The sequence below is a fragment of the Paenibacillus solisilvae genome (assembly GCF_042656405.1).
GTDB lineage: Bacteria > Bacillota > Bacilli > Paenibacillales > Paenibacillaceae > Paenibacillus_Z > Paenibacillus_Z solisilvae.
Genome location: NZ_JBHSOW010000038.1, coordinates 3,428 through 15,722, shown reverse-complemented (window position 1 = coordinate 15,722; position 12,295 = coordinate 3,428). Strand labels below are relative to the sequence as shown.

13 protein-coding genes and 1 pseudogene are annotated in these 12,295 nt (G+C 49.1%); 11 read left to right on the top strand and 3 right to left on the bottom strand.

Features of this window, described 5'->3' with window-relative positions; genetic code table 11:
- Nucleotides 1-29 precede the first annotated feature (29 nt).
- The gene (locus tag ACFPYJ_RS10565; protein ID WP_379188097.1) at nt 30-1,205 is read left to right on the top strand and encodes a glycine C-acetyltransferase; all 1,176 of its coding nucleotides are present in this window, start codon (nt 30-32) and stop codon (nt 1,203-1,205) included.
- A 495-nt stretch (nt 1,206-1,700) separates the two neighbouring features.
- Here the strand turns inward: ACFPYJ_RS10565 and ACFPYJ_RS10560 are convergent, their stop codons facing one another.
- Complete coding sequence (locus ACFPYJ_RS10560; RefSeq protein WP_379188096.1) at nt 1,701-2,015, bottom strand: hypothetical protein; 315 nt, start codon at nt 2,013-2,015, stop codon at nt 1,701-1,703.
- On the bottom strand, nt 2,008-2,376 hold the full coding sequence (locus ACFPYJ_RS10555) for a DUF6864 domain-containing function (RefSeq protein ID WP_379188095.1): 369 nt from the start codon (nt 2,374-2,376) through the stop codon (nt 2,008-2,010). The genes ACFPYJ_RS10560 and ACFPYJ_RS10555 overlap by 8 nt, the downstream gene beginning before the upstream one ends.
- A 377-nt stretch (nt 2,377-2,753) precedes the next feature.
- On the opposite strand from ACFPYJ_RS10555, the gene ACFPYJ_RS10550 reads away from it, so the two are divergent.
- The 10 genes and pseudogenes from ACFPYJ_RS10550 to ACFPYJ_RS10505 all read left to right on the top strand — a co-directional run bounded on the left by ACFPYJ_RS10550 (nt 2,754) and on the right by ACFPYJ_RS10505 (nt 11,480).
- Nucleotides 2,754-4,562 (top strand): assimilatory sulfite reductase (NADPH) flavoprotein subunit, encoded by a 1,809-nt coding sequence (locus ACFPYJ_RS10550; protein WP_379188094.1) that lies wholly within the window; start codon nt 2,754-2,756, stop codon nt 4,560-4,562.
- A 19-nt stretch (nt 4,563-4,581) separates the two neighbouring features.
- Nucleotides 4,582-6,303, top strand: coding sequence for an assimilatory sulfite reductase (NADPH) hemoprotein subunit (gene cysI, locus ACFPYJ_RS10545; protein WP_379188093.1), 1,722 nt, complete (start codon nt 4,582-4,584; stop codon nt 6,301-6,303).
- A gap of 96 nt (nt 6,304-6,399) precedes the next feature.
- A pseudogene (locus tag ACFPYJ_RS10540) lies at nt 6,400-6,579 on the top strand (transposase); the annotation flags it as partial.
- Nucleotides 6,580-6,616: 37 nt separating this feature from the next.
- Nucleotides 6,617-6,913 carry an IS3 family transposase gene (locus ACFPYJ_RS10535; protein ID WP_379188127.1) on the top strand — a complete coding sequence of 99 codons (297 nt, stop codon included), beginning with the start codon at nt 6,617-6,619 and terminating at the stop codon, nt 6,911-6,913.
- Between the two features lie 143 nt (nt 6,914-7,056).
- Complete coding sequence (locus ACFPYJ_RS10530; protein ID WP_102710951.1) at nt 7,057-7,389, top strand: winged helix-turn-helix transcriptional regulator; 333 nt, start codon at nt 7,057-7,059, stop codon at nt 7,387-7,389.
- Between the two features lie 246 nt (nt 7,390-7,635).
- Nucleotides 7,636-8,364, top strand: coding sequence for an NAD(P)-dependent oxidoreductase (locus ACFPYJ_RS10525; RefSeq protein ID WP_379188092.1), 729 nt, complete (start codon nt 7,636-7,638; stop codon nt 8,362-8,364).
- Nucleotides 8,365-8,379: 15 nt separating this feature from the next.
- On the top strand, nt 8,380-8,841 hold the full coding sequence (locus ACFPYJ_RS10520) for a DUF2269 family protein (RefSeq protein ID WP_379188091.1): 462 nt from the start codon (nt 8,380-8,382) through the stop codon (nt 8,839-8,841).
- 277 nt (nt 8,842-9,118) lie between these two features.
- A complete protein-coding gene (locus ACFPYJ_RS10515; protein ID WP_379188090.1) occupies nt 9,119-9,400 on the top strand; it encodes a transporter in 282 nt (93 codons plus the stop codon).
- 246 nt (nt 9,401-9,646) lie between these two features.
- Nucleotides 9,647-10,630, top strand: a complete 984-nt coding sequence (locus ACFPYJ_RS10510) for a Gfo/Idh/MocA family protein (RefSeq protein ID WP_379188089.1) — start codon at nt 9,647-9,649, stop codon at nt 10,628-10,630.
- Between the two features lie 304 nt (nt 10,631-10,934).
- On the top strand, nt 10,935-11,480 hold the full coding sequence (locus ACFPYJ_RS10505) for a nucleotidyltransferase domain-containing protein (RefSeq protein ID WP_379188088.1): 546 nt from the start codon (nt 10,935-10,937) through the stop codon (nt 11,478-11,480).
- Nucleotides 11,481-11,516: 36 nt separating this feature from the next.
- Here the strand turns inward: ACFPYJ_RS10505 and ACFPYJ_RS10500 are convergent.
- A partial coding sequence (locus ACFPYJ_RS10500; RefSeq protein WP_379188087.1) for an IS256 family transposase occupies nt 11,517-12,295 on the bottom strand: 779 nt, incomplete at its 5' end.

The following is a 12,295-nucleotide window of genomic DNA, read 5'->3' as shown; positions in this document are numbered from 1 at the left end:
GACGATACACGAAGAGAGGTAGGTATGACATGGCGAATTTCGATCATTTATCCGCAGAGCTCGATCAGCTCAGAGTTGACGGCAGATACCGCCCGTTAACCGTATGGGACAGCGGCTCCGATACCTGGATGGTGCTGAACGGCCGTAAAGTTCTGCAAATGTCCTCGAACAATTATTTGGGGCTGACAAATCACCCCGATTTGAAGAAAGCGGCGATCGAAGCGATCGAAACATACGGCGCCGGCAGCGGCTCCGTCCGTACGATTACCGGCACGCTGCGCATTCACGACGATCTGGAGCGTGAGCTCGCATCGTTTAAAGGCACGGAAGCTACGCTTGTATTCCAGTCCGGCTTCACGACGAACCAAGGTATTCTCGGATCGATCCTCGGTTCGGACGATGTCGTCATCAGCGATGAGCTCAATCATGCAAGCATTATCGACGGCATTCGGCTGACGAAAGCGAACCGGAAAATTTATGCCCATAAGGATCTAGATCAGTTGGAGCAGCGCTTGAAAGAGAGCGGTTCGTTCCGTACCCGTCTAGTCGTAACGGACGGAGTGTTTAGTATGGACGGAGATATCGCGCCACTGCCGCAAATTGTCGAATTGGCGGAGCGGTACGACGCAATCGTCTATGTCGACGATGCGCATGCAAGCGGCGTACTCGGACGTTTTGGCAAAGGCTCGACCGATCATTTCAATCTACACGGCAGGGTTCACATTCAGGTCGGTACATTGTCAAAAGCGATCGGCGCCGTAGGCGGGTATATGGCCGGGTCGCAGCTGCTGAAGGACTACCTGATCCATAAAGCGCGTTCTTTTCTGTTCAGCACCTCGCAGCCGCCATCGGTTGCCGCCATGTGTCTTGCCGCCATTCGCGTGCTCAAGAATAGTCCAGAGCTGACAGAGAGGCTGTGGAGCAATACGCATTACTTTCGCGAGAAGCTGCATAAATTCGGCTTCGACACGGGACAGAGCGAAACACCGATTATTCCCATTATCGTAGGCAATCCGGCCGCGACGATGCTATTCTCGGATGCACTGCTGGCGGAAGGTATTTTCGCGCAAGGTATCGTTTACCCCACGGTAGCGATGGATAAAGGCAGGGTGAGATTGATCATTACGGCGAGCCATACGCAGGAAGACCTGGATTTTGCACTGGATCGATTGCAGCATGTTGGCAAACAATTTTCGTTAATTTAATCAGGTGGAATCCCGCTGTAAAGCGGGATTTCCTCCACCGTTGTCGGGAGACAACAACATTGTCTTTGAATGAAGTGAAGTCCTTTATATCAAATGATTCTATTGGTTTATTATCTAGTTATTGCATTACGCTATGTTATGATCATTCGGCTGTTTCATCAAGGTCTTCGTTGTAAGCCAATATCCCGCGTTTAAAATAATGAAGCTTTTCGTCTGAGGTGGTTTCCATTACCAACTTAAGAGCCCGCTCATAATATGGGATAGCCTCGCGTCCCAAGCCGGAATTGGCATGCGCGATCCCGGTTTGGTAGTTGATCTCCGCGTCATTCGGGTAATCGGAAAGTAATTTTTATAGGTGCTCGCGAACTTCACTTTGGGGGCACTTCATGCACAGGATAGTCTTTCTTAAAAACTTTCCGTTACAGACAGCGCGGTGAGCCTTATCATAAGTAAATGTGACAAATCTTTGGGAATCGGGTATAGATTGAGCGAGATTCAGTTGCCGGTTTCTTTCGAACGCGATCCGATCAAGTATCCGATAATCGTCGATTCAACGGGGAGTACCACAAGCGTCCACATTTCCTTTAATCCGAAATCGGCCGAACGATATTTGTCTGGCGTTAAGGTGTAGATGAGTGCGATCAAGAGCACTCCGAGCGCAATCGTGCCTACGATGTACAAGCGGACGTTGTCCCCTGATCCGAAGAATTTGCCGAGGAATCCGAGTTCCGCTTTGCGTCTGTCGTTCTCCGCATTGGCCGCAATGATCTTGCTGGCGACTCTAGGGTCTTGGATTTCGATTTTATTCAAGGTCCGAAACCCCTTCCCCCGCGTAGAATGTAAAGTTCAGCAACCAAGCCGTCGAATCGAAATTGATGGTTACTTCGTAACGAAGAGACAGCTTGCGATTGTTCAGAACCCCGAGATGGATCATGTCTTGGTTTCCGGTTGGCTTGCCTCTAGGGAAGTTGACGCATGCGATTCGCACCTCGTTGTATCGGACAAGGCGGATGTCCGTCATGAAGTCATCCCGTTCCGGTTTGTGTTCGATACAAAATACGAACGTTAAAGGGTCCTTCTCTTCGGACAACGTGATTTCGATCGGGCTCATCCCGTAGGCGAATACTCTGCCGTGATAAACGACTTCGAACCCTCCGGACGTTATTTTCATGTTCGATCCCCCTAAGGCAGACTATCATCGTACGAGCGTCATCTTTCTATTGTACGAACGTGGCGGTCGGTACATGACAATAGACTTTAATATTGGATGTTCACTTTCCTAGTCGGAGATTGAACAGTTTTTTGTTGTAGAATTTTGTTATTTTGCCGTCATTGGATCGAATATGCGAAATCCTCCGCAGTCGCCGCTTTGAATCGGGTCGCAATTGAGGCGTAGTTATGCTTTATTGCAAAAACTTATGAATGCTATAAAATCATCTGTCTTGTTACTCCTGTCAGAGCATGGTACTTTTAAAGAAGCATGTCAATAAATGATATCAGATTGATCGGGATATATCTTATGCTAAGCGAGCGAGGTGTGTAGGATTCATGTTGCAAGTAACGAACAGTCCGTTTCAACAAGATCAGTTGGAGTTGCTTAACCGCTTGTTGCCCACGCTTACGGAAGGGCAGAAAATCTGGTTGAGCGGTTATCTGACAGCTCTTTCGACCGTAGGAGCTCAAGCGGGAGCAGCCGCTCCATCTACAAGCGCCCCGGCCGTCTCCAAAGAGGTGACGGTGCTTTTCGGATCGCAGACCGGGAACAGCCATAAGCTAGCAAAGAAGCTGACCGGCAAGCTGCAGGATCAAGGCTTTCAGGTGACGCTCTCTTCGATGATCGACTTTAAGCCGAATACATTGAAGAAGGTTCAAAATTTGCTCATACTTGTGAGCACGCATGGAGAAGGAGATCCGCCGGACAATGCGATTTCTTTCTACGAGTTCCTATTTAGCAAGAGAGCGCCCCAATTGGAAGGGATGCCGTTCTCGGTGCTTGCGTTAGGCGACACTTCCTACGAGTTCTTTTGCAAAACGGGCAAGGACTTCGATCAGCGTCTGGAAGAGCTAGGCGGCAAACGACTTGCTCCGCGTGTCGACTGTGACGTGGATTACGACGAACAGGCGGAGATGTGGATCGCGGACGTTCTCGCTTCCCTTGGGCAGGCTTCGGTCGCCGCCCAGGCGCCGACGCTCGTCAGTACTTCCGCAGTTCATGGGGGAGAATCTTCGGAATATTCCAGATCCCATCCGTTTCAAGCTGCCGTGCTTGAGAATTTGAACTTGAACGGACGCGGGTCGGATCGGGAGACTCGTCACCTGGAGATCTCCCTTGAAAATTCCGGCCTCCAATATGAGGCGGGCGACAGTCTGGGCGTCTATCCACAGAATTATCCTCGGCTCGTCGACGATCTGATCGAAACGATGGGATGGAATCCGGATGAACTCGTCGCGATTCCTAAAAGCACAGAGGAGCTTTCCCTGAAGGAGGCTCTGACAAGCCGCTACGAGATTACGGTTCTGACGAAGCCGTTGATCGAGCAAGCGGCGGAGCTAGCCCCGGGCAACGGATTGAAGGCGTTGCTCGCAGCCGGCGGAGAGCAAGAATTAAGAGAGTATCTTAAAGGGCGCGATCTGCTCGACCTGGCGCGTGATTATGAATGGAAAGGCGTTACGGCAAGCTCCTTCGTACCCCTGCTGAGAAAAATACCGCCAAGACTTTATTCGATAGCCAGCAGCCCGAAGGCCTATCCGGGCGAAGTGCACCTCACGATCCGCAAGGTGCATTACGAGACTCATGGAAGAGTCCGTTACGGCGTTTGCTCGACTTACGCGTCGGAGCGGCTTGAACCGGGAAAGACCTTGCCGGTATTCGTTCAGGACAACCCGAATTTCAAGCTTCCGTCCAATCCGGGTACTCCGATTATTATGATCGGTCCGGGTACGGGAGTCGCTCCATTCCGTGCTTTCCTGGGCGAACGGGAGGAGATTGGGGCGGAAGGCAAGACATGGCTTTTCTATGGCGATCAGCATTTCTCATCCGATTTCCTTTATCAGGTTGAATGGCAGCGCTGGCTGAAAGAAGGCGTACTGACGCGCATGGACGTCGCCTTTTCGCGTGATACGGAGCAGAAGATATACGTTCAGCACCGGATGCTGGAGAAGAGCAAGGAGCTGTATCAATGGCTGGAGGAAGGGGCTGCCGTCTACGTCTGCGGAGACGAGAAGAAGATGGCGCATGACGTCCAAGCCGCTTTAATTGCGATTCTGAAGCAGGAAGGCGGCCTTAGCGAAGAGGATGCGGCGGCGTACTTGACGAAGATGCAGCAAGAAAAGCGTTATCAACGTGACGTTTATTGATTCCGGAGGAGGTAGAAGTATGTCAGACAACAACCTACTATCGCAAAGCAGCGCGCCGCACAGCGACGTAGAGGCGATTAAGCACAGAAGCGATTATTTGCGGGGCACGCTTGAGGAATCGCTGAAGGACAGGATTACCGGGTCAATCTCCGAGGACGACAACCGACTTATGAAATTCCACGGAAGCTACATGCAGGATGACCGCGACGTGCGCAATGAACGGAGCAAGCAGAAGCTGGAGCCGGCTTATCAGTTCATGGTGCGGGTACGGGCGGCCGGCGGCATCGTGACGCCAGAGCAATGGCTCATGATGGATCGGGTCGCGCGGCAGCATGGCAACGGTACGATTCGGTTGACGACGAGGCAGTCATTCCAACTGCACGGAGTCATCAAGTGGAATATGAAGAAGCTTATCCAGGAAGTCAACGACGAGCTGTTAAGCACTCTTGCCGCATGCGGGGACGTGAACCGCAACGTGATGTGCAACCCGAATCCGAACCAGTCGGAAGTTCACGAGCAGGTATATGAATGGGCACAGAAGGTGAGCCGTCACCTCGATCCGCATACCCGGGCTTATCACGAAATCTGGCTGGATGAGGAGAAGTTGGTAGACAGCAGGGAGGGGGATGAGCAGGAGCCGATCTACGGCGCCGTCTATTTACCACGTAAATTCAAGATTGGCATCGCGGTCCCTCCTGCGAATGAAGTTGACGTTTTCTCCCAAGATCTGGGCCTCATTGCGATTCATGAGAACGGGCATCTGCTAGGCTTTAATGTCGCAGTGGGCGGCGGTATGGGGATGTCGCACGGAGATCCGAAGACGTATCCGCAGGTGGCGCGTACGATCGGCTTCATCACGCCGGATCAACTGATCGAAGTAGCGGAGAAAACGGTCACCATCCAACGGGATTACGGCGATCGTGCGGTACGGAAGCATGCTCGTTTCAAATACACGATTGACGATCGCGGCATCGAGTGGTTTATCGATGAGCTGCAGCTGCGGTTAGGCTGGAAGCTGCAAGAAGCCCGTTCCTATCATTTCGACCATAACGGCGACCGTTACGGTTGGGTGAAGGGTAGCGACAACAATTGGCATTTTACGTTGTATATCCAGAACGGCCGCGTGAAAGACGAGAACGACTATCTTCTCATGACCGGCCTATGTGAAATAGCCAAGGTTCACACGGGAGATTTTCGCCTCACGCCCAACCAGAACCTGATTATCGGGAACGTAACCAGCCAGAAGAAGAAAAAAATCCAGGAACTTATCGAAGCGTACGGACTGACGGACGGGACAGCCTACTCTGCGCTGCGAAGAAATTCAATGGCTTGCGTGGCTTTGCCGACTTGCGGACTGGCTATGGCGGAGGCGGAGCGATACTTGCCTACGCTGCTCGACAAGATTGAATTGATTCTGGATGAAGCGGGCCTGCGCGACGACGAGATCGTTATTCGCATGACCGGTTGTCCTAACGGATGCGCCCGCCCGGCATTGGCGGAGATCTCGTTCATTGGCAAGGCTCCCGGCAAATACAACCTGTACCTGGGCGGCGGATTCGCCGGCAACCGGCTGAACAAGCTATACCGCGAGAATATCGGCGAGACCGAAATTCTGAACGAGCTGCGGCCGATTCTGAACCGTTATGCGAAGGAACGGACGGAGGGCGAGCACTTCGGAGACTTCTGCATTCGCGGCGAATACGTGAAAGAAGTTCATTCGGGGCTCGATTTTCACGCCTGATCGTTTAAGGAATAAAGACCGCTTAATTCCAGCCTGATGATATTATCCCCTTCAAGTAGACACTCAGAAAAAACCTTATGGTACCATAAGGAATGAGTGAACTTGGAGGGGATTTTTGTTTGGCCTAAAAAAGCACAAACATTCAATCCATATACGGAAGAATTTAAGATAGTAGCAGTAAGGGAATACATGGAGGGATCAGCCAGTTACAAAAGGGTAGCCGAGAAGTGGGGGATCAGAAGTTGTACCCAATTAAAGGTGTGGGTGAAAAAATGGATGGGCCAGTTATTACAAATGGCGAGCCTCACAGTCTCTGAGCGAGGCAAGACAAGAGCGAGATCAGGAGATCAAAGAACACATGATGGCCATCCATTTCGCACACCCTTACTTCGGGTATCCGCGCATGATGAACGCCTTATGGGAAGCAGGCTACGTCGTTAATCACAAGAAAGTATGCTCCAGGGGCGGCGTGGAGAATGCGTGCAGTAAATGGAAGGATATGGGATTGAAACCTCCCCCTTTCCTCACGCCTTCATGTTGTCTTGGTCTACTACACTTGCTCTCTTACTATCCTTTTGCATTTCTTTCATGGGCGAAATCCTGCGAATAAGCGAGCATTCGTGAGAAAACTGAATCGTACTGAAAACGAATTAATTTTATTGGGTTGACCGGATTGCAAACATCCTGTAAAATTTTGTTAAGTCTATGCTTTAGGGTAATGAGCTTACTTAAAGGTAAGGGGATGATTTATCAATGATTCATCAGCTTGAATGTCCAGTGGAGACAATCATTCATGTTCTAGGCGGCAAATGGAAACCAATGATTTTATGGCATTTGATACAATCCAATAAGCGATTCAACGATCTGGAAAAGCTTATACCTGATGTTTCTCAAAAAATGCTTTCACAACATCTACGGGACTTGGAACGAGAAGGCATAATCGATAGAACGGTCTACCCCACCGTCCCTCCAAAAGTAGAATATTCCCTTAGTGAATATGGTAAAACATTGATTCCTGTAGCAGAAGTCATGTGTGCTTGGGGAGAAAACCATAATAAGCGGAAATATGAAGAATCTGCTTCTTAAAGCTGGTTCAATTCATTTGCACACCAATTCAAGGACTCATAACAAAAGCTGCCAAGGGATTTTCCCTGGCAGCTTTTGCTATTTACAGTCAATCTTCCTTAAGATTTTCGCCGTGGGCTTAATGCTTACTTTTAAGTAAGGACCCTACATTAAAGTGGGTTCTTATCAAGATTTTTAAACGATGCTAAGCTTGAGTCAATCCAGAGATGAAATATCGGGAGTCAGTTATAAAAGGAGGAAAAAGCGATGAAAATTATTGTTTTCGGAGCAACGGGAAATACGGGGAGAAGAGCGCTGGAGCAAGGGTGTAAAATGGGACATGAAATGACTGCATTCGTGCGAAATTCCGAGAAGTTTTATGAACAGCAAGGAGAGCGTTCCGCCAAACATGTGAAGGTGATCGTGGACGATATCATAAACCCAGTAAGCGTCGGCGAGGCGCTCTCGCATCAAGACGCCGCTATTATTGCTGCCGGCCATGCAGGTCAAGGAGATGAGTTCGTTCGTCTCGTTGATAACATTATAAGCCAATGTGAAATCCACCCTAGTTTTTCCGGGAGGGTATGGGTAATGGGAGGTGCCGGCCTGCTGGATATTCCATATACTGATCTCATTGGCAACAATCTGCCCGGATTCCCGCCTGCGTATAAAAATCACAACCGGAATTTTGAACGACTGCTGCAGTCTGAGCTTGATTGGTCAATAATGTGTCCGGGAACTATGATTGATTCGATAGAACCTCCGGCGTCGGTTCATCTGCATGTAACAACGGAAACCTTGCCCATATCAATTCCGAAGACGATCAAGGAATTATCCGAGGCCGAAATAGCCGGTTACTTGTTCAGTCGGCTTCAAGAGCTGGATGTTGCTTATGATGATGTCGTGAAATGCATGCTGGACCCTATCGAGCTCGGAGGGTCTTTTAAGAGGAAAAGGGTCGGACTCGCCTATCAAAGCGAGAATCCGGTGTGCTAAGGAGCAAAAAGGGAGATGGTGAGTTTGTTTGGATGGATCCTCGTTTTGCACATATTGGCTTCTATCGCGGTAATCGGTCCCGCTTTAGTGGTACCCGTCATTCGAAGGTCCGCTAGAACCGCCGGCCAGTTGCACTTTGCTTTTGATGTAACGAACAAGCTTGCCATCCTGCCTAAAATTGGCGGAGCCGTACTTATTATTACCGGGGTTTGGCTTATGATCATAACGAAGATGGGGTTGTCCCAAATGTGGCTAAATATATCGATCCTTTTATCGCTGCTCATGGCCGCCACGATCGAGGGATTGATCGGGCCGCGCATGAAAAAGATCATGGAGATTGTATCTATAAGTCAAAGCAAAGGGGATGAAGTACCCTCCGAGCTCGGTCGATTGATGAAAAAGATCGTAACAATCGAGACGGCGTCTCAGCTGCTTATGATTGCCATAACCGTACTTATGATCCTTAAACCATTCTAAAGAAGCCGTCAACCCTTTAACAATCGGCCCCTGGGTAGCGCCAGGAAGGGAAGAATCAATATCGAAAAGGTGACCGTGCGCAGCCCTTTGTTCCACTAATGAGGAATGATGTTCAATATCCAAAGGGCTGCCGCGTGGCAGCCTTTTGTTCCGTATATATAGACAGGTTTAATAAACCGCTACTTGAAGGGGATAGGCATGCGTACAGTCAAGTGGTTATTCACCTACGTAGTATAAGATACACTTGCATGTAAAATCATCCACTAGGAGTGATGTTATGGCTCATATGGGTAAAAAAGGACTGATGAGACAACCGCCACAGTCTCCTCCTCCCGCATTCATCCCGCCGAAACCCGCTGTTTCTTATATCGTCGATTGCGTTTACCAGTACACCTATGTTTGGCTTAGGTCTGGCGAGAACTTCTGGTTTTATCCGACATATGTCGATATGGACGGCGTTGCAGGGTATAGATGGAGCGGATCATACTGGTACTTCTATGGTATCGATCCGCGATTCATCGATGCCGTATCGTGTCCTCCGATTCCTACCCCTTTCTGAGCACTAAAAAACAGAGTGCCGGTGGTTCTGTCCACTCACCGCGCTCTGTTAGTGATATTTAGGACAACCTCGAATATAAAAAGCTAACGGAAAACGATAGTTCAACAAGGAGTCAGAATGAGTCTGCCCAAGTCACATTACCTATAGATTCATCGGGATTAATTTCACCTCATGTAATCGCCCAATAGTTTAACCGTGGTACAATAAATGGTAGCGATTACTTTGATTTGAGGAGTGGTATCTTTCATGAAACCTATTCGTTTTGGCATCATTGGCTGCGGCAATGTCACGGAAATGAAGAGCGGCCCCGGCTTTCAGAAAGCCGAGCATTCGGAGCTCGTCGCTGTCATGCGGCGAAATGCTGAGCTCGCGGAGGACTACGCCCGGAGGCATGGTGTGCCTCGGTGGTATTCGGATGCGCAGGAGTTGATCAACGATCCCGAAGTCGATGCGGTGTACATTGCGACACCTCCCAGCTCTCATATTGAGTATACGCTGGCAGCGGCGAAGGCCGGCAAGCCGGTTTATGTGGAGAAGCCGATGGCGCTGAACACCGACGAGTGCAACGCGATGATCGCAGCTTGTCGTGAGGCGCAGGTGCCGTTATATGTTGCTTTTTACCGGCGGGCGCTGTCGCGTTTCCTTAAAGTCAAGGAGTTGTTGGAGTCAGGAGTGATCGGGGACGTTCGCTATGTAACAACAGTACAATATCAGCCGGTCCCGCAAACGAAGGGCGGTGAGGTTCCCTGGCGGCTACAGCCAGAACTATCGGGTGGGGGACTTTTTTTTGACTTGGCCAGTCATACATTGGATCTGCTTGACTTTCTGTTAGGTCCTATTGCCGAGGCCAAAGGGTTCGCGTCCAATCAACAAGGGCAGTTTGTCGGTATCGAAGATATCGTCACCGGCACGTATCGGTTTGAAAGTGGAACGCACGGTACGGGGACATGGTGCTTCTCTGCGTATGCGAGGGAGGATCGGAATGAGATCGTCGGTTCGAAAGGCAAGCTAAGCTTCTCCACGTTCGACCATGAGCCGATTCGGCTTAACACGGCAAGCGGAACGGAAGAATTTTCGTTCGATCCCCCGCAGCACATTCAACAGCCGCTTATACAAACGGTGGTTAATGATTTGCTCGGTCTGGGCGTATGCACCAGCACAGGGGAAACGGCGGCTCGAACAAATCGGGTGATGGACGAGCTCGTGAAGGGATTTTATCAGAGAAACTAGACATGAACCAAGCAATCCCCTGGAGCGAAGCTCCTCTTTTGAATTATTAAAGTAACGGGCTATAACTTGTTATAATTCTCTTGAGTTTTAATGATCGAGGTGAGGTAGATGGCTAAATATCAATTGGATGTCTACCACAAATATTCTACCAGTAAAGTAATGTGATATTTGAGCTAGCGGGAAACTATAACTTAACAATCACCAGACGAAGCTGCCGGCATGCGGTAGCCTCGTTGATCTAACGGGCAGCATAGCGCAGGATTGAGAAACCTAAAACTAAAAAAGTAAAATGGGAGGAATGGATTTGAGGACGGATATAAGTAATTGGATGCCAATAACAGTGTCGGAAATAAATAAAGTTTTTTCTGACATACCGCTTCAGTGGTGTATCGCTGGAGGTTGGGCTTTAGATTTGCATCTATGTAAGCAAACAAGGGAACATAGCGATATAGATGTTATTATCACTCGAGATGAGCAATTAATCGCTTATCAGTATTTAAAACGTGATTGGATGTTATACAAGGCTGAGGATGGTAAGCTTGATCTTTGGGAAGATGGAGAGTATTTGAACTCGACAAATGACATATGGGTCAGTAAGAGCAGCGAGACGCCTTGGGCTTTTCAAATTATGATAATTGATACCGAAGAAAATTCTTGGATTTATAAGAGAGATAAATCAGTTAGAAGACCACTTGATGAAATTTTTTTGAGAACTGTTGAAGGAATACCTTATTTGAGACCTGAAATCAACTTCTCCATAAAGCAGGTGGTTCGCAAGTACGAGAGAAGGATTATAATGATTTCCAAACAATGCTTCCATCACTTCTACCACAAGAAAAATTTTGTGTAAACTCTTTTAATCGGCTTCTCCCCGAGGGGAGAAAAATTATCTGAGATGCTGCCCAATGCGATCCGGGAAGAAGACGGAAAGCTGGAGGAGTATTTGTCCCCAATTCTGTACACGGCCTGTCCACTTGCGGGTAACGTCCATCGTGGCGAGATAGAGCATTTTCAGTAAGGATTCATCTGTAGGAAAGATGCTTTTTCCCTTCGTCACCTTGCGAAGTTGACGGTGGTAACTCTCAATAATGTTGGTCGTATAAATAATCTTGCGGATCTCTGCCGGGTACTTAAAGAAGGTTGCTAGCTCCTCCCAGTTCTGACGCCAGGAACGCAAGATAAACTTCAGATCCTTATAGGAGACAAAACGGGTGGAGTTGCGGATCTGGTGAATGATGCATTTCTGGATTTCGGTCTGCGGATAACAGGCTGAAATCGCTTGTGTAAAGCCGGTTAAATTGTCTACACAAGTGATGAGAATGTCTTGTACACCGCGGTTTTTCAGATCATTCAGGACGCTGAGCCAGAACTTGGCGGACTCGTTCTCGCCAATCCACATGCCCAGTACGTCTTTGCAGCCGTCTAGATCGATACCAATGACCATATAGGCCGCTTTGTTCACAATGGCGCCATCCTGCTTCACTTTAAAGTGAATGGCATCTAGAAAAACAACCGCATACACGGCTTGCAGTGGCCGGCTCTGCCATTCTTTAATGAGAGGGATAATCTTGTTTGTCACGTTGGAGATGAAGGTTGGCGAGACCTCGATGCCGTATAGATTTTGCAGGTGGTCTTGGATCTCCCGCGTGCTCACACCCTTGGCAT